This window comes from Marinicauda sp. Alg238-R41, assembly GCF_947331485.1.
In the GTDB taxonomy this organism is placed as follows: domain Bacteria; phylum Pseudomonadota; class Alphaproteobacteria; order Caulobacterales; family Maricaulaceae; genus Marinicauda; species Marinicauda pacifica.
Map to the genome: position 1 here is coordinate 641048 of NZ_CAMZOJ010000002.1, position 16396 is coordinate 657443.

Sequence of the window (16396 nt, forward strand, 5' to 3'; positions counted from 1 at the left end):
AGCGATCTTGAGGCCAACCGCAATGCGAGGGGACTTGCCTGCCTCGCAATTGCTGCGAGCTGAAGAGCCTTTGTTACGCTCCAATGGTGTTTAGACCCCCAGACTGGACATCTGGGGTCTACCCGGAGCACCAGACTCCAAGTCTGGTGCTTGAACAGCCGGGTCTCCCGCCCAAGGGTGCCAAATAGAAATTTTGTCGGCCCCTGACCGCTTGGACAGCAAAGGCAATGACGGCTTAGGAACAGCTCGCCCTTATCTAAAGGTGCTTGATTTTATTGAAACTTATGAGGATTTACGCTAGAACAAACTCCACGAAACCTCTTTCCACGAGCCCCCACAAAATGAATATCGAATCCTTCATTCTGCCCGACCGGGCCGAACTAGCCGCCTATTTGCCACGCTTGCTCGGAGCCAAGGTGAGTTTCAGCAATGTTCCGCACTGGCGTACGGGCGAAGAACGCTCAATCAAGCTACCGATGCCCTCGGTTCTGAGGACCTCCTTCGGCTTTCACGTGGAGCTGCTCCAGCTCGACCTCAATTCCGATATGGGCGGAGGCGAGGTTTCTCCGGTGCGCCCCATCGGAGCCAATTACGCATTGCTGCCTGTTGCCGGCATCAAGGGCTCTTACTCCGGCTATTTGACCCCCAAGGGCACGGTAAAGGCTGTTCCACAGCAATCCCTCATTCTCCTGGGCGGCACCTACTCGTTGCAGCCAGGCGGCAGCCACAAGGCGGATCGCTTCCAGCCGATCCTCACGCGAGTCGGTGAAGACTTCTCCAAGCTGTCGGGGCGAGAGCCCTACGTCGTTCCTGAAGGCCTCGCCGTGCCGTGGTTGAACACGACGCAGACTCCCTACCCACTCCTTGTCGGCGCACCCGGTGGAACGTACTCTCTATTATTTGGAAGCTGAGCCACTTGTGGGCCGAGGTCACCATCTCCCTAGACGTGACGTCGTGAGGCAACCACTGAGGCACTCCCACAGTCGGCGGTGATGATGGTTCTATCGCTCCGATAGAGAGTTCTAGCCGAAATGGGCCTGTCCCTGCCCAGGCGCCGGCAAAGCGACCCAATATTCTTCAATCGGGCTGCGTGACCCGGGTCTCGTTCCACTGATCGAACAGCTTTGCCGCTTCGGATTTGGGAAGCCCGAATTCCAGCGTGATCCGAAGCGGCGCCTTTGCCGGATCGAGTTCGCCGGATTGCTGCAGCCGCGTCAGAAACTCAAAAACATCTTTTTCTTCCATCCATCCACCGTAGAGTGCGTCAGGGTCGCAGGCAATCTGGCGGGCGGGGTCATGAACTACTGGGGCTGAGCTTGCCCCCTGGCGATGGTCGGATTTCAGCAGCTCGGTGAATGCACCCAAAGGATGGCAGCTATTAACCGATGAGGGCGCACAACGCTAAGTGTGGGACTCGTCACTGGAGGAGTGCTGGGGACCGACGACCACGATCACAGCTTCGGGAGCGCTTACTCTGATTGGGGGGATGGACTTCGTCATCGGAGGCTGGGCGATGCGCGCCTTCCACTCAGCGTCGGTTAGGCCCCGCTCGTTCCAAACATAACCGGTGTCGGAGGTGCGCATGTTGATGCAGCGCGTGTAGCCTTGCTCCTGGAGATAACTCACGGCGTTCCGGGCTCGCTGGTCCGGTGATCGGTCGGTATCGATACCGATCGTCGGACAGGCTTCACCGAGGGCTTCCGCCATCCTCTCCATAGAAACCGGTTTGTCGGCATGATCCAGCAGGTGCGCGATAATAGGCAGGTCGGCGCGCACCGTTGCTAAGCGAGGATCTTGCCAAGCCAGCACGTAGGAGAAGGTCCAGACGATGTTCGCGTTACCCAGTTCGAACATCGGCCGATGTCCATGCTTGGTAACGCGATCAATGTCCATGTTGGCGAGATCGATCAGATTGGCGATCGGACCCTCGACCGTAACCCTCATATCGCCGGCGCCACGACCGTCGGTCTCCGATCCTACCGGGTTCAATACGACACGTGAAATCAAACCGCGTAGAAGCTCCTTGGCACGTGAGGCCTCGGAATCCTCAGCCTGCAGGTGCTCACTCAAAGTATCGAGCGTGCGCGAAATCGAGGCGATGATTTCATTAGTGCCGCCAGCGACGACCATCGGCGGTGCCCGGTTGATCTGCGTTTCAAGCCGGCGCTTCTCGGCGCCGAGGCGGTCGAGCTCCTCCAGCAGCATCTGACTTGCGAAAGACGTCTCGCTGGCATTGGAGAGCTGGCTCATCAAATTCCCGATGTGCTTCTCGGTATCCTTCAGGTGGCCGGTCTGCGTCTCCAACCTTGCCGAATGGTCTTCCTGAGCGCGGTCGACCTCGTCGCAAAAAGCGTCCAGCGCCTGTCCAAGAGTTGTCGTGTCCAAGACATGGGTTTTCAGCTTCTGATAAATTGTTGTTTCGACCGCAACACGATTCACGCGCCGTGAATTAGTGCAAATGCCTTTATCCCTACGACCGGTGCAAACGTACTTTCCATCGCTGACGACGGCGGTGGATCCACACACGCCGCAGTGAACTCTGCCGCTAAAGGCGAATTGAACCTTCCGTTTTTGGTGGAAGGGCCGGTCGAGATGCTCGGCCAGACGCGCCTGATTGCGGTCCCATACGCTCTTGTCGATAATTTGAAGTTCGGGGTGCTGTGTTATGATACGCTCCGCCTCCGCTGTGAAAGCCGTCTTGATTTGGCCTTTACGGCGCCTGCGCTTGGTCTTTCTGAAATGATATTCGCCTACGTATATTGGGTTTCGAAGAATTCCCAAGCCGCCGTTACGGTTGCCAAGCAGGCCGCCCGGGCGCCACTGCTTTCCTTTGGGGCTAGGCACGCCCTCGGCGTTCAAGGTCTTACATATTTCGAAAGTGGTGCGACCAGCGTCGAATTCCGCGTGAATCCGCTGCACGATTGCTGATTGCTCAGGGTCGATTTCGCGGAGCCCGTTTATCGCCTCTCCGCGCGTATCCACCTTCAAGACTTTTCGATACCCATACGCAATGGAGCCGGACATGCGCCCTTGGCTAATCGCCAGCTCCTGCCCGCGCTTGGATTTCTGGATGTTTTGTTTAATAAATTGCTGGTTTTGCACGGCTTTAAACGCCAGTTCGATGTCGCTGACGACCCCGTTCACTACCGTGCACAGAACGATATCAAGCTCATCCAATTCCTTCGCAATCTGGTGCATGTCCGCTGCGTCGCGGCTGGTGCGGTCAATGTCCTCGACAAGCAGCACGTCGAATTCGCCGCGCTCAGCCGCCGCCAGCATCTCAAACAGGCCGGACCTGCCCATAGTCGTGGTGCCGGACCGCTCCGCGTCGCTGAACCGCTTGTATTCCTCCCACTTGCGCGCCTTGCTGTAGATCGCGCACAGCCGCTCCTGGCCGTCGATGGACGTCTGCTTCTGCCGGTCGGTGGAGAAGCGGCTGTAAAATGCTACCCGACTACCGGGCGGGGGCAAGCTTGGCATTAATTCTGATCCGACTTGTTAGCTTCGGCGCGAGTTTCTGCGGGCCGCACGCGAGCGGACAGCCGAGCTACCGCGAGAGTGAAGGGTAAAAGCATGGCATCCAAGTCACTCATACCTTCGCTGAGCTCAGCCTCGTGGCGTCTGCGGCGGTCCTTTCGCAAGGTCTCGGCCATATCGTGTCCGCTTACATCGATCTCCGTGGTCAATCTCTGTTCTCCAGCTGCCAATCTTGAATGCGACAAAAGGCTATCACGACGGCAAAAAGACGTCAAGTTAGACTAATTGACTTAGTTGGTGGGTTTGATAGCAGCTAAAGCATATGAAAGCGCCAAGGTTCTGAGATGCACTTAAAATTCCAAGTTGAAGAAACTCTTCATGGGCCGGCACGGATATCCGATATGACCGGCCTTTCAATGGACGGGCAGAGGAATTGGCGTCAAAGGGGCCATTTGGGCCCGAGTGATGGGCCACGTGGCAAAATGAGCACCTCAGCCGTGGCTGCTTTGGCGGTGAGAGCCTTCGCTGCCGAGCTTGGCTATCCGGCGCGGGACAGCGAGCAACTTGGTGTCGACGCTGGTCCAAGCGTCATATACCCTTCGTTGTTAGATTCTCCTTGGGCGGCGATAAAACTGGAAGGCTCACCGGCAGCGAAACAAGCCTTCCGAGTTGCACATGAAGGCAGCACTCAAATCGCTAGCGCGATCTCTGGACTTGGAGATTGTAGGCCAGCGACAACGATCAGCTGGTTTGATCAGGATCCGCCGACGCTTACCGCTTCTCCAAACTTGGAGCCTTGGGAGGGGTATGAGATAACCTTGCGACGCATTAACCTCATCGGCATTGGGGCAAGGCTGATTCAGTATGCTGGAAAGCCACTATTCACAGTTGCGATATGTGATGTAAAATAATCTTCAAATCATGCGATCAAATGATGTTATTTATTTTCTTGGTATCGCTCGATGAAGCGATTGAGCCAAGCAAGTGTCGTTGGTTCTGGTCCGGTCCACTTTTCTTCGGTCGCTGAAGCTTGTGCGAATGTCGCGAAGACTTTTTCCGCTAGCTCGGGGCCGGATAGATCAGGGAAAATATGCCGCGCAATTTCGAGTCCGTCGTATCGGAGCATCACCGTGCCGTCATTGCTGAACGCACAAACAAGCATGTTAGCCGGAAGCACCAATCCTATTTCTCGACGGTCTTCGTCGTCTACGCCGCAGACTACCTTGCAGCCTAATCCCAATATGGCGTTGTGGACGCGCAGTCGTGCCGCAGTACGCACCGCCGTGTCGGCATCATCAAGCGAAACGCGGACATCTCGAACCCGGTCCAGATGTTCGGCTGGGCTAACGGCGCCTTTGGCTGCGTCAAGAGCCTCGGCGCTCTTGATCCGCGTGGCATGTAAATTCCGTAGGGACCTCTCAGCCTGAATAAGGCGCTCCTCAATCGCATCCGATGCCCCTATGCGAGCAAGGGAGTCAACTAGGCGGTCAATCACCTCCTTCTTATCGGCAATCGTTTTCTCGATATCGGCAAGCTCATTCGCCAGCGACGCCGTCTTATCCGGGGCAGAAAAATAATTATCTTCTAATGCCAGATGGAGGATCTCGTCGAGCGCGGCCTTTTCGAAAGGCTCGTACCGAAACATTTCGGTCTGTGTGCAGCCTCGCTTTCGAGCGGCAAAGCTGCACTGCCAATAGCGTTTAGAATGAGGTTTTCCGCTTGTTCTGAGGTGCATGCGATTTCCGCATGACTCACAGACCACGACGCCGGCGAAAAGGTTTGCCACCCCGCGAGTATGACCACCACCCTTACGAGGCCCGGTTTTTCTCGCGTTCACCTGAGCACGAGCGCGTGCGACAAGGTCAGCATCAACGATCCGCGGGTAATACCCCACAATCCGCTGGTCGAACTTGGTCCGCTTGGCGCTGGTGTTTGAGAAGCCTGGTACGTAGTCACCCTCAACGGAGGGTTGGCTAAGGATCAACTTGATGGAAGTAATTTCCCAAGTCGGCGTCGTTTCGGTCTTACGCCATTTTCCCCATGCTGGGCTACCGCGCTCATTTAGCTCTTTTGCAATCCACCGCGCGCCCTTGCCCTCTGCGGCCATTTCGTAAATTTCCCGAACGAGCTGGGCTCGTTCCTCGACAATCTCGAAGCCACTACGGTCTTCTTTGGCGACCAGCCAACCGGGCGCTTTAGCAGTAATGATCTGCCCGGTCTCTTGAGCGCGCTCCATGTTTCGCCGTATGCGATCAAGCACGCGCTCTGACTTCTGCTGGCTCTCATCATTTGCCAGCTTTGCGCGCATCAGTATTTCGATGACGCCCATAAGATCAGCGCGCAATCCCGCATCATTATAAACTCTACCGCCGTCGACCGTCGCGATCGTCAGGCCTGCCGAGCACAAGTCCTCCATCCATCGCAGCGTGGTCCGCGTTTCTTGGCGAGATAGGCGATCCAACTTTTCGACAACTAAGACCGTGTCGGTTCCAGCCTCGCCGCTCCGGACGCGATCGGCAAATTTTCCGAGTTCGCCGGTAGCGATATGGTTCCCCGTCCAGGCAGATTTCCCTAGATCTTCAATGACTTCATCGACAGGCCAGCCTTGTCGTTCACAGAACTGCTGACACAGCTCCAATTGCCGGTCTCGGCTTGCTCCACGCTCTTGTTTCGGCGTCGAAAAGCGGATGTAGATGGTGGCGCGCATGGTTGATCGTATCCCCTGTTGCTCTGATGTGTGCAACAGAGGAATACAGCCAGCCGTGCTCGCATCCGCGATACGGATTGATCGAGCGGTTAAAGCCGATATCGGGACTGTCATTGGTCGACACGATGGAGCGCGAGGCATCGCGGATCAGCGTGGTATCGAGGCGCGGCGCCGGTTTGTCGCCTGTTTCCCACCCATCGTCGAAAGGTTCGGCGGTATGCCGCTCAAACCGGCCGGCGGCGTTCGATTTCGCACCGCGTCCCTTCTGCTGAAGGTGCTCGGGCAGCGCAACCGACTGGCGGGGGGAGAGGATACGCGTGCTCATGGCGCTGATCCTGTTTCCGCGAACAGAACAAAGCAAGAACTTTTTCAGTTTGACTTCCGGTCGCGGACCGGCTTTGACAGAGCCCATGAGCCGCCTCGTCGTCATCATTCCCGCTCTCGACGCCGCCTGCCACTTGCCCGCCACGCTGGAGGGGCTGGAGGAGGGTGTGCGCTCGGGGCTTGTCGCCGGCTGGGTGCTGGCCGACGGCGGCTCGGCGGATACCACGCGGGAGCTTGCGCGCCGGGCCGGTTTCCATCTTGTCACCGGTGCGCGCGGGCGCGGGCCGCAGCTCATCGCGGGCGCTCAGGTGGCGGCCGGCCTTGCCGGGCGCGATGACTGGTATCTCTTCCTGCACGCCGATACCCGGCTGGAGCCGGGCTGGTCGGCCGAAGTCAGGCGCGTCATGGGCGGCAACAGCCTGCGGGCCTGGGCCTTCCGCTTTGCGCTTGATGCTCAGGGTGCCCCGGCCCGGCGCCTGACGCGCGGCGTGAACTGGCGTTCTGCTGCGCTGAAACTCCCCTATGGCGATCAGGGCCTGCTTATCTCGCGCGAGTTCTACGAGCGGCTCGGCGGCTACAGGCCGCTTGCCTTGTTCGAGGATGTCGATCTGGTCCGGCGGATCGGACGTCGGCGGCTCTCCATTCTGAGGAGCCGGGCGGTCACAAGCGCGCAGCGCTTTGCCAGGCAGGGCTATGCGGCGCGGTCCGCGCGCAATCTCACCTTGCTGGCGCGCTATTATCTCGGCGCGGATCCGGCCCGTCTGGCGAGAGCTTATTCCAGATGACCGCGCATCTGGTCGTGTTCGCCAAGGCGCCCGTTATAGGCGGTGCCAAGACGCGCTTGGCGCGCGGCGTTGGCCAGGTCGAGGCCTGGCGGCTCTACCGCGCGATGACGGCCCGCGTCCTGCGCCGTGTGGCCGGACCCTGCTGGCAAATATGTCTGGCCGTCAGTCCGGATGCGGCGGCCGGGCGGCACTTTCCCGGCGTCTGGCCGCAAGCGATGGCGCGAATCGCGCAAGGGCACGGCGATCTCGGTACGCGCCAGGCGCGCGTGTTCGGCGCGGCGCCAGATCGCACAGGACGCGCAAAGCGTCCGGGGTCGGGTCCGCGGGCATCGTACTCGCAAGTCGGTGAGCAAGGACGGGGCCCCGTCATCGTCATCGGCACCGACGCGCCCCAGATCGCCCGCGCCGACATTGCGCGCGCCTTCACCCTGCTCAGGCAGAACGACGCGGTCATCGGTCCGGCCGAAGACGGCGGCTACTGGCTGCTCGGCTTGAACGCGCCCGCACCGGCGGCCCTGTTCGAGGGCGTGCGCTGGTCTCACCGCGAAACGCGCCGCGATCTTGAAGCGCGCCTGATCGCGTGCGGGCTGGGCAGGATCGCCTATCTGCGCATGCTGCGCGACGTGGACGAGGTGGAAGATCTGCGTGCGCTCGGCGGCTAGAGCGTCTCCAGCCGCTCCTGCAGGCTGAGCATGTCGGCCCAGGCGCGGCGCTTTTCCTGCGGGCGGCGCAGGAGGAAGGCCGGGTGGAAGATCGGCAGGGCCGGGATCGAACCGGCCTCCTCGAAGGCCTCGTCCTTGACCCGGTATTCGGTCCAGCGCCCGCGCAGGCTCATGATCCCGGACTTGGCTCTGAGCAGGGTCTGCGCCGAGATACCGCCGGCAAAGACCAGCAATTTCGGTTTCGCCAGCGCGATATGGCGCTCGGCAAACGGCAGGCAGGCCGCGATCTCCGAGTCGGTCGGCTTGCGGTTTCCCGGCGGACGCCAATTGACGATATTGGTGATGTAGAGCTGGCTCTCATCCAGGCCGATGGCGGCGAACATCCGGTCAAGCAGCTGACCGGACCGCCCGACAAAGGGCTGGCCCTGATCGTCTTCCTCGCGGCCAGGCGCCTCGCCGACCACCATGATGGCGGCCTCGGGGTTGCCGCGCGCGAAAACGGTGCTCTTCGCCGTCGTCTTGAGCGGGCAGCCTTCGAACGCATCCAGCGCGGCCTTGAGCGCGTCGAGAGACTGGGCCTGTCCGGCCATTTCGCGGCCATCCTGCTCGGGCGGCTCCGCGCCGAATCCCGCCTCCCTGGCGCGCGCGGCCGTGGCGGCAGGACGCGCGGGTGCGGCGCTCGGTGTCTGGCGCATGACGGCTCCCGCGGCCTCGCGGCCCGGACGCGTACTCGGCTCGCTTCGCGCCGCTGCCGGGATGTCGGGCATCTCGACCCCGGCTTCTTCCCACCAGGAAAGCAGGCTTTTCAGGATGCGCGTTTCGTCCGGTGAAAGCGGTGCGGTCATGATGCGGGTCCGGTGGACTTTGAGGTGTGCGCGCGCTGGCCTGCGCGGCGGGCTGCCCTAGCTGAAAGGCAGGAGCTAGGCTAAGACGGGAACGAGCCAACGCAAAGCCGCGTGTTCGGTCGAGACGCCGAAGCGGTGAAAAAGAAGAAGTTGCGAGGAGACGACATGGCGGAAGAGGCGATCGAACGGGAATCGATGGAATATGATGTTGTGATCGCAGGGGCGGGCCCGGCTGGCCTCTCCGCCGCGATCCGGCTCATGCAGCTGGCCCAGGAGTCCGGCAAGGAAATCACCATCGCGGTGATCGAAAAGGGCTCCGAGGTCGGCGCCCATATCCTGTCCGGCGTTGTCTTCGACCCCAAGGCCATGGACGAGTTGCTGCCTGACTGGCGCGACGATCCGGCCAATCCGCTCGAGACCGAGGTGACGGGCGACAAATTCTTCATGCTGGGCGAAGCTGGTTCGGCCGCTTTCCCCGGCTTCATGATGCCCGGATTCATGCACAACAAGGGCTGCTATGTCGGCTCGCTCGGCGAGGTTTGCCGCTTTCTCGCGGCCAAGGCCGAAGAGATGGGCGTTGAGATCTATCCCGGCTTTCCGGCGGCCGAGTACATCGAGGAAGACGGCGCCATCAAGGGCGTGATCACCGGCGACATGGGCGTGGCCAAGGATGGCTCGCACAAGGACATGTATGCGCCGGGCATGGAGCTGCGCGCCAAATACACCCTCATCGCAGAAGGCGCGCGCGGCTCCCTGTCGAAGCAGCTGATCAAGCGCTTTAACCTGGACGAGGACCGCGAACCGCAGAAATACGGCCTCGGCATGAAGGAGCTGTGGCGCGTCAAGCCGGAGAAGTTCAAGAAGGGCTATACCCAGCACACGATGGGCTGGCCGCTCGACAACGAAACCGGCGGCGGCAGCTGGATGTATCATTTCGGGGACAATCTGGTGTCCATCGGCTTCGTGATGCACCTCAACTACAAGAACCCGCACCTCTTCCCGTTCGGCGAGTTCCAGCGCCTCAAGACCCATCCCGATATCGCCGAAGTGCTCGAAGGCGGGGAGCGCCTGTCCTATGGCGCGCGTGCCATCACCGAAGGCGGCTACCAGTCGGTGCCCAAGCTGGCCTTCCCCGGCGGTGCGCTGATCGGATGCTCGGCCGGGTTCGTGAACGTGCCGCGCATCAAGGGCAGCCATAACGCGATGAAGACCGGCATGCTGGGCGCCGAGGCCGCGTTCGAAGCCGTCACCGAAGGGCGTCAGCACGACACGCTGGACGCCTATGAAGCCGCCTACGACAAGAGCTGGGTCAAGGCCGAGCTGAAAAAGGTGCGCAACGTCAAGCCGCTCTGGTCCAAGTTCGGCACGACGGTCGGCGTGATGCTGGGCGGGCTCGACATGTGGACGAACGAGCTGTTCGGCTTTTCCGTTTTCGGCACGATGGACCATGGCGGAGCGGACTACGAAGTCACCAAGCCGGCCAGCAAGTGCAAGCCGATCACCTATCCCAAGCCGGACGGCGAACTCACATTCGACCGTCTGTCCTCGGTGTTCATCTCCAACACCAATCACGAGGAAGACCAGCCGGTACACCTGAAGGTCGCCGACTGGCAGCTCCAGAAGGAAAGCGAGCTGGAGGTCTATGGCGGGCCGAGCGCGCGCTATTGCCCGGCCGCCGTGTATGAGTGGGTGGAGCCGGATTCCGGGGGCGAGAAGCAGTTCGTGATCAACGCGCAGAACTGCGTCCACTGCAAGACGTGCGATATCAAGGATCCGAACCAGAACATCAACTGGACGACACCGGAAGGTGGCGGCGGTCCCAACTATCCCAACATGTAAGACCACAAGGCGCGCCCGGAGATAATCCGGGCGCGATTGCCATGCGCGCCACGACCTTGACCTGTCTCTCCCTGCTGCTGGCCGCCTCCTGCGCGGCGGGCAGCAATTTCCTGTCTCCCGAGGAGGCCGAGGAATCCTCGGTCTATGGCGCGTTTCTGGCGGCGCGCTATGCCGGGGCGTCGCGCGACATGGATCGCTCCGCCACGCTCTATGCCGAAGCGCTGGAGCTTCAGCCCGATTTCGAGCTGCTGTCCCAGCGCAGCTTCTTTGCCGCCTTGCTGGCGGGCGATTTCGAGCTGGCCGATCAGGCCGCCCTGACCTCGGCGGAAGGCGCGGAGGATCCCCAGCTCGTGCGTCTTTATCTCGATGCGGTCGCGCTGGAACGCGGGGACCGCCACGAGGACTCGCCGGACGATCCCCAGCTGGGCGCATTCGCCCGCGCGGTCCAGACCGTCATGACCGACTGGTCGCGCGCCCAGACCCGCTCCGGCGCGCGCGAAGTCGCCGCGGAAACGCTCGATGTCTCCGCGCAGGTCGCCGACTACGGGATCCTGCACAAGGCGATGCTGTTCGAGGCGGCCGGCCAGTGGGACCGGGCGCTGGACGGGTATACCAGCGCCGCCCTGAACGGGGACATGATCGAGCTCGCCACGGTCCTCCAGGGGGCCTTGCTGGAGCGGCGCGGACGCCGCAACGAGGCGATCGCGCTTTACCGGCAACGCGTCGACGAAGACCCTTATCCCGATCCCGAAGTGCTTTACGCCCTGCAGCGCGCCGAGGCGGGCCGCCGGGCGCCGCGCTTTGACGCCAACGAGTATGCCGCCCGCGCCCTCTATGCCCTGACGCGCGCGCTCACGCGCAACTCGCCGGGCGATTACACGGCCCTGTTCCAGCGCCTGGTGGAACGCGTCGATCCCGGGTTTGCCCGCAACCGCTACTCGCTCGCCCAGACGCTGGAATCCATCGACATGGATGGCGAGGCGCTCGCCATCTACGAATCGCTCGACGGCACCGCGTTCGAAACGCGTGCCGAGGTCGACGCGGCCTGGCTGCTCTTCACCACGGGGCGGCGCGAAGAGGCGCTCCTGCGCGCCGAGCAGCTGCAATCTGACAGCATGGACGAGACGGCGCGTCTGTTGCTCGCCGACATCTACCGCCTGACCGACCAGTGCGACCGCGCGCTGCCTCTGTACGCCAGCGTTTCGGAGACGGACCGGAGCGCCCGGCAGCGCTGGCAGCCGGCCTTCTTCGAAGGCATCTGCTACCAGCAGCTTGGCGACTGGGATAACGCGGAGGCGCGCTATATCCAGGCGCTCGAATACGCCCCCGACGAGCCGCGCGTCCTCAACCATCTCGGCTATAACTGGATCGTCTTCGGCGAGCATGTGGAGGAGGGGCTCGACATGGTCCGGCGTGCCGCCGAGCTTGCCCCGGACAATGGCGCAATCCTGGATAGCGTGGGGTGGGGCCTCTACAAGCTCGGGCGCTACGAGGAGGCGGTCGGGTATCTGGAACGCGCCGCCGTGGCTTCGCCCGGCAATGCGACGATCAACTGGCATCTCGGCGACGCCTATGCGCGTCAGGGCCGCGCGCTGGAAGCGCGCTTTTCCTGGGAACACGCGCTGGAGCTGGACCCGCAGCCGCGCGAACGGACCCTGATCGAGGCGCGCCTCGAGGGCGGAATCGAAACGGGGCCGGACGACATCGAATGACTGGGCAAGCCATACGCGAGTTCGCGCCCGCCAAGGTCAATCTGTCTCTCAATGTCGGCCCGCTCCAGGCCGACGGCTACCACCCGGTCGATTCCCTGGTGGTGTTTGCCGACTGGGGCGATGTCATCTTCGCCGAACCGGCTCCAGAGGGTCTTCACCTGTCGGTGTCGGGCGCACACGCGGCTGCACTGGAGAGCGAGGTGGAAAACCTCGTGCTCAAAGCGGCCTATGCCCTGCGCGCCGCCGCCGGCCGTCCCGAGCTGTCGGCCAGGATCGTGCTGGAAAAGGCGCTGCCCGTGGCTGCAGGCCTGGGCGGCGGTTCCGCGGATGCCGCCGCCACGCTGCGCGCGCTCTGCCATCTGTGGGAGCTCGATTTCGGAGCGCGTCAGCTGGCCGAGATCGGCTCGGTGCTCGGGTCCGATGTGCCGGCATGCGTCTATTCGCGGCCCTTGCTGATGCGCGGACGCGGAGAGCGGGTCTCGCCGCTGCTGGCCTGGCCGGACCTGCATGGTGTCATCGTCAATCCCGGCGTGCCGGTCGCGACCGGGCCCGTTTTCGCCGCCTACGACAAAACCGAGCCGCAGGCGCTTGTGCCTGGCGCCATGCCGATTGCCGGTCATGGCGACGCAGCGGTCACGCTCACCGCCGCTTTAAAGAACGACCTTCAGGCGCCGGCCATCGCTATGGTGCCGGAGGTCGGCACGGTGCTGGACGCGCTCGAAGGGCTTCCCGGCTGCCGCGTCGCGCGAATGTCAGGGTCGGGCGCGTCCTGCTTTGGCCTGTTCGACGACGAACCGGACGCCCGCGCTGCCGCGGACGAGGTGGCGGCGCAGAACCCGTCCTGGCTCGTGCAGCCGGTCAAGCTCGCCAGCGCGCTGGTATGAGCGTCTATCTCTTCAGCGCCGCCCTGATCAGCGCCGCGGTGAGCTGGCTGGTCAGCGAGCTGTCGCGCCGAGGCGGGGTGCTGGACTTTCCTGAGGCGCGCTCGCTGCACGCGACACCGACGCCGCGCAGCGGCGGGCTCGGCATTCTGGCCGGGTGCGGGGCCGGAGCGCTCGTTCTGCTCGCCGCGCCGGTCGGCGCGCCCGGCATGGCCGCGGCGCTGGCCTTTGCCGGGGCGTGCGGCGCGCTGGGCTTTCTCGATGATCTGTTCGCCCTGAACGGACGGATCAAGTTTGCCTGCATGTGCGCGCTCTGCCTCGCGCTGGCCGGTCTCTACCCGGTCGACCGGCTCTCTCTCACACTGGAATGGTCGATTGCGCTTTTCCCCGTCCTGGCCGTCGCGGGCAGCGCGCTCTTCCTCTTCACGGTGATCAACGCCGTCAACTTCGTGGACGGATCGGACGGCATGCTGGCCGCGGTCCTGATCCCGGCCGGGATCGGTCTGGCCGTCGCGGGGCTCGCCAGTGGCAGCCTGTCGACCAGCTTTCTCGGCGTCCTTCTGGCCGGCAGTCTTCTCGGAATGCTGGGTCTCAATCTTCCCCCGGCCAAGCTATTCGCCGGCGATGCCGGCTCGCTTGCGGCGGGAGCGCTGTATGGGGCCGGCGCGCTTCTCATGGCCGGCAGGGGCTTTGCCGGGTCGCTCTGGCTTGCCCCGCTCTTCGTCCTGCCGGTGCTGGTCGATGTGCTGCTGACCCTGCTGCGCCGCGCCCGTCATGGCCGTCTCAGCCTTGAAGCGCACAGCGAACATGCCTTCCAGCGCCTGATCAAGACGGGCTGGAGCCATGCCCAGGCCGCGATGGCCTATGGCGGCCTGTCGAGCCTTTGCGTGCTGGCCGGCCTCGTGGCCGCCCAGGGGCCGGACGCTGCGCCCTTCCTGGCGTTCGTTCTCGCGTGCGCGGGACTGACGGGCGCCTACGCCTGGGCCGGCGCCTATGCCCGGCGCCGCGGCGTGGATGCCTAGTAGGCTCGTTCCACGACGAATTCGGCGAGCTGGTCGAGCGCCTGGCTCCAGGGATTGTCCTCGAAGATCGCCAGCGCATCGCGGGCCCGCTGGGCGTGGGCTCGCGCCGCAGCCAGAGTGCCTTCCAGGGCGCCGCGCCGTTTCAGGATCGTCACCGCCTCGTCGAAGGTCGCATCGTCCTGGGGCTGTTCTCGGATCACGCGTGTCCAGAAGGCGCGCTCGGCCTCGTCGGCGGCGTCCAGCGCCAGGACGACGGGCAGGGTGACCTTGCCTTCGCGGAAATCGTCGCCGGTATTCTTGCCGAGATCGGAGGCGAGCCCGCCATAATCGAGCGCGTCGTCGACCAGCTGGAAAGCCAGCCCGAGCTCGCGGCCATAGGTCTCCAGCGCATCTTCTTCGCGCTGCGGACGGTCGGCAATGATCGAGGAGACCTGGGCTGCGGCGGAGAAGAGCGCGGCGGTCTTCGCGCCGATGATCTCCATATACTCGTCCCGGCTGGTCTCGATCTTGCCGGCGGCGACCAGCTGGTGGACCTCGCCCTCGGCGATCACCGCGGCGGCGCGGCTGAGCACATGCAGCGCGTCCATCGACTTGGAATCGACCATCAGCATGAAGGCGCGCGCAAACAGGAAGTCGCCGACCAGCACCGAATGAGGGTTGCCCCAGACCTGGTTGGCGGGAAGCTTGCCGCGGCGCAGATCGCTCTCGTCCACGATATCGTCGTGCAGCAGCGTGGCGGTGTGAATGAATTCGACCGCCGCGGCCAGGGCGATATGGGCATTGCCCTCATAGCCCAGCATGCGTGCGGCCGCGACCGTGATCAGGGGCCGGATGCGCTTGCCGCCGGCTTCCACGATATAGCTTGCCAGTTCGGGGATCAGCGGGACAGGGCTGCCCATGCGCTCACCGATCAGCGCATCGACGGCGCGCATGTCGCCTTCGGCCATCTCGTGCAGGCGCACTACCGGATTGATCCGGTTGCCTTCGATCGATTTCTGAGGAAGTCCGTTCACCGCAAGCCCCTTGCAGTCTCAGCCAATGGACCGGCACAATAGGTTTGGCCACACACCCCGGCAAGCGGCCGGGGCTGTGCGTGATGTCGCGGGGGAGTATCATATCCTGCGGGCCAGGCGAGCGCGGTGAGCACATGAAAGAAGTCTATTCCACGAACGACCCGGTCCAGCTGTCCTTTGTCGAGGCCGTCCTGAAGGATGCCAGGCTCAATCCGGTCACGCTGGATTCCCAGACGGCGAGCATCTTCGGCGGCGCCGTGCCCTGGGTGAACCGGCGCGTGCTGGTCGCCGACGAGGACTGGGAGCAGGCGCGCCAGGTGCTCAAGGATGCTCTGGGCGAGGCGTACAAACCGCCCAATCCATGACGCCGCAGGAGGCGGTCACCCGGGACGGATTCCTGGGCGGCCGGTTGACCCTGTGGCAGTCGGCGCAGGGCTACCGGGCCGGCATCGACGCCGCTTTGCTCGCGGCCAGCCTTGAGCTGGACGCGGGCGGCCGGGTGGTCGAGTTCGGCTGTGGTCCGGGCGCGGCTCTGCTGTCGGCGGCGCTGCGGTATCCTCAGGCGAGCTTCACCGGTCTCGAACGCGATCCCGAAGCGGCGGCCCTTGCCGCGCGCAATATCGAGGATAACGCCCTGTCGGCCCGTGTGCAGGTGATCGAGACCGATGCGCTGTCCTATGAGCCTGAGGAGGGCGGAGCGGACGCGGTGTTTTTCAACCCGCCCTTCTTTGAAGATGCGTCCAGCCTGCGCGCCCCGAAGGAAAACAAGCGCGCCGCATGGATGAATGACACGACCCTGGCCGACTGGGTCAGGGCCGGCGCCAGCCTGCTCGCGCCGCGCGGATCGCTGACCCTCATCCACCGCGCCGATGCGCTGGACCTGGCATTGGCAGCCTGCCGCGTTGCGCATCTCGGCTCGATTGTGGTCCTGCCGGTCCACACCCATGCGAACCGTGCGGCCAAGCGCATCCTGGTGCGTGCGGTCAAGGCTGGCCGGGCCCCGCTGCAATTGCGCCCCGGCTTCGTGCTGCACGATGACGGGCCGGGCCAGTACACAGAGCTGGCCGACCGGGTGCTGCGCGGGACATCCGGCCTTGCCATGACACGCTGAGTACGACACCCCTGAACA

Annotated in this window: 15 protein-coding genes; 9 read left to right on the plus strand and 6 right to left on the minus strand. The window is 63.3% G+C overall.

Annotated elements, in window-relative coordinates; all coding sequences use genetic code 11:
- Positions 1-341 precede the first annotated feature (341 nt).
- The gene (locus PGP17_RS11625; protein WP_135944000.1) at positions 342-911 is read left to right on the plus strand and encodes a hypothetical protein; all 570 of its coding nucleotides are present in this window, start codon (positions 342-344) and stop codon (positions 909-911) included.
- A 166-nt stretch (positions 912-1077) separates the two neighbouring features.
- Here the strand turns inward: PGP17_RS11625 and PGP17_RS11630 are convergent, their stop codons facing one another.
- The 4 genes from PGP17_RS11630 to PGP17_RS11645 form a co-directional block, all read right to left on the minus strand.
- Positions 1078-1365, minus strand: coding sequence for a hypothetical protein (locus PGP17_RS11630; protein ID WP_270375504.1), 288 nt, complete (start codon positions 1363-1365; stop codon positions 1078-1080).
- Positions 1366-1401: 36 nt separating this feature from the next.
- Positions 1402-3480 carry a recombinase family protein gene (locus tag PGP17_RS11635; RefSeq protein WP_135943999.1) on the minus strand — a complete coding sequence of 693 codons (2079 nt, stop codon included), beginning with the start codon at positions 3478-3480 and terminating at the stop codon, positions 1402-1404.
- A gap of 934 nt (positions 3481-4414) precedes the next feature.
- Positions 4415-6184: a recombinase family protein gene (locus PGP17_RS11640; RefSeq protein WP_158291213.1), complete on the minus strand. Its 1770-nt coding sequence runs from the start codon at positions 6182-6184 to the stop codon at positions 4415-4417.
- Positions 6090-6596, minus strand: a complete 507-nt coding sequence (locus tag PGP17_RS11645; protein ID WP_270375505.1) for a hypothetical protein — start codon at positions 6594-6596, stop codon at positions 6090-6092. The genes PGP17_RS11640 and PGP17_RS11645 overlap by 95 nt, the downstream gene beginning before the upstream one ends.
- Here PGP17_RS11645 and PGP17_RS11650 point away from each other — a divergent pair.
- Both PGP17_RS11650 and PGP17_RS11655 read left to right on the plus strand, forming a co-directional pair.
- On the plus strand, positions 6595-7293 hold the full coding sequence (locus PGP17_RS11650) for a glycosyltransferase (RefSeq protein ID WP_270375506.1): 699 nt from the start codon (positions 6595-6597) through the stop codon (positions 7291-7293). The two genes, PGP17_RS11645 and PGP17_RS11650, sit on opposite strands and share 2 nt — an antisense overlap.
- The gene (locus tag PGP17_RS11655) at positions 7290-7955 is read left to right on the plus strand and encodes a TIGR04282 family arsenosugar biosynthesis glycosyltransferase (protein WP_270375508.1); all 666 of its coding nucleotides are present in this window, start codon (positions 7290-7292) and stop codon (positions 7953-7955) included. Before PGP17_RS11650 ends, PGP17_RS11655 begins: the two co-directional genes overlap by 4 nt.
- On the opposite strand, the gene PGP17_RS11660 is transcribed toward PGP17_RS11655, so the two are convergent.
- On the minus strand, positions 7952-8800 hold the full coding sequence (locus tag PGP17_RS11660) for a uracil-DNA glycosylase (protein ID WP_270375509.1): 849 nt from the start codon (positions 8798-8800) through the stop codon (positions 7952-7954). The two genes, PGP17_RS11655 and PGP17_RS11660, sit on opposite strands and share 4 nt — an antisense overlap.
- Positions 8801-8965: 165 nt before the next feature.
- Here PGP17_RS11660 and PGP17_RS11665 point away from each other — a divergent pair, with 165 nt between their 5' ends.
- The 4 genes from PGP17_RS11665 to PGP17_RS11680 are packed head-to-tail and all read left to right on the plus strand — an operon-like array spanning position 8966 to position 14254.
- Positions 8966-10639, plus strand: coding sequence for an electron transfer flavoprotein-ubiquinone oxidoreductase (locus tag PGP17_RS11665; RefSeq protein ID WP_135943994.1), 1674 nt, complete (start codon positions 8966-8968; stop codon positions 10637-10639).
- A gap of 41 nt (positions 10640-10680) precedes the next feature.
- Positions 10681-12351, plus strand: a complete 1671-nt coding sequence (locus PGP17_RS11670) for a tetratricopeptide repeat protein (RefSeq protein ID WP_270375510.1) — start codon at positions 10681-10683, stop codon at positions 12349-12351.
- Positions 12348-13235, plus strand: coding sequence for a 4-(cytidine 5'-diphospho)-2-C-methyl-D-erythritol kinase (locus PGP17_RS11675; protein ID WP_270375511.1), 888 nt, complete (start codon positions 12348-12350; stop codon positions 13233-13235). The genes PGP17_RS11670 and PGP17_RS11675 overlap by 4 nt, the downstream gene beginning before the upstream one ends.
- Positions 13232-14254, plus strand: a complete 1023-nt coding sequence (locus PGP17_RS11680) for a glycosyltransferase family 4 protein (RefSeq protein WP_270375512.1) — start codon at positions 13232-13234, stop codon at positions 14252-14254. Before PGP17_RS11675 ends, PGP17_RS11680 begins: the two co-directional genes overlap by 4 nt.
- Here PGP17_RS11680 and PGP17_RS11685 read toward each other — a convergent pair.
- A complete protein-coding gene (locus PGP17_RS11685; RefSeq protein WP_135944155.1) occupies positions 14251-15201 on the minus strand; it encodes a polyprenyl synthetase family protein in 951 nt (316 codons plus the stop codon). The two genes, PGP17_RS11680 and PGP17_RS11685, sit on opposite strands and share 4 nt — an antisense overlap.
- Positions 15202-15401: 200 nt before the next feature.
- Here PGP17_RS11685 and PGP17_RS11690 point away from each other — a divergent pair, with 200 nt between their 5' ends.
- Both PGP17_RS11690 and PGP17_RS11695 read left to right on the plus strand, forming a co-directional pair.
- Positions 15402-15632: a putative signal transducing protein gene (locus tag PGP17_RS11690; RefSeq protein WP_135943989.1), complete on the plus strand. Its 231-nt coding sequence runs from the start codon at positions 15402-15404 to the stop codon at positions 15630-15632.
- Positions 15629-16378 carry a tRNA1(Val) (adenine(37)-N6)-methyltransferase gene (locus PGP17_RS11695; protein ID WP_270375514.1) on the plus strand — a complete coding sequence of 250 codons (750 nt, stop codon included), beginning with the start codon at positions 15629-15631 and terminating at the stop codon, positions 16376-16378. Before PGP17_RS11690 ends, PGP17_RS11695 begins: the two co-directional genes overlap by 4 nt.
- Positions 16379-16396 lie beyond the last annotated feature (18 nt).

Bases quoted from the DNA above. Each gene is read 5' to 3' on its own strand.
- PGP17_RS11675 (WP_270375511.1), top strand. From the start codon at position 12,348: ATGACTGGGCAAGCCATACGCGAGTTCGCGCCCGCCAAGGTCAATCTG.
- PGP17_RS11640 (WP_158291213.1), bottom strand. From the start codon at position 6,184: ATGCGCGCCACCATCTACATCCGCTTTTCGACGCCGAAACAAGAGCGT.
- PGP17_RS11625 (WP_135944000.1), top strand. From the start codon at position 342: ATGAATATCGAATCCTTCATTCTGCCCGACCGGGCCGAACTAGCCGCC.
- PGP17_RS11650 (WP_270375506.1), top strand. From the start codon at position 6,595: ATGAGCCGCCTCGTCGTCATCATTCCCGCTCTCGACGCCGCCTGCCAC.
- PGP17_RS11660 (WP_270375509.1), bottom strand. From the start codon at position 8,800: ATGACCGCACCGCTTTCACCGGACGAAACGCGCATCCTGAAAAGCCTG.
- PGP17_RS11685 (WP_135944155.1), bottom strand. From the start codon at position 15,201: ATGGCCGAAGGCGACATGCGCGCCGTCGATGCGCTGATCGGTGAGCGC.
- PGP17_RS11670 (WP_270375510.1), top strand. From the start codon at position 10,681: ATGCGCGCCACGACCTTGACCTGTCTCTCCCTGCTGCTGGCCGCCTCC.
- PGP17_RS11635 (WP_135943999.1), bottom strand. From the start codon at position 3,480: ATGCCAAGCTTGCCCCCGCCCGGTAGTCGGGTAGCATTTTACAGCCGC.
- PGP17_RS11665 (WP_135943994.1), top strand. From the start codon at position 8,966: ATGGCGGAAGAGGCGATCGAACGGGAATCGATGGAATATGATGTTGTG.
- PGP17_RS11680 (WP_270375512.1), top strand. From the start codon at position 13,232: ATGAGCGTCTATCTCTTCAGCGCCGCCCTGATCAGCGCCGCGGTGAGC.
- PGP17_RS11690 (WP_135943989.1), top strand. From the start codon at position 15,402: ATGAAAGAAGTCTATTCCACGAACGACCCGGTCCAGCTGTCCTTTGTC.
- PGP17_RS11695 (WP_270375514.1), top strand. From the start codon at position 15,629: ATGACGCCGCAGGAGGCGGTCACCCGGGACGGATTCCTGGGCGGCCGG.
- PGP17_RS11645 (WP_270375505.1), bottom strand. From the start codon at position 6,596: ATGGGCTCTGTCAAAGCCGGTCCGCGACCGGAAGTCAAACTGAAAAAG.
- PGP17_RS11655 (WP_270375508.1), top strand. From the start codon at position 7,290: ATGACCGCGCATCTGGTCGTGTTCGCCAAGGCGCCCGTTATAGGCGGT.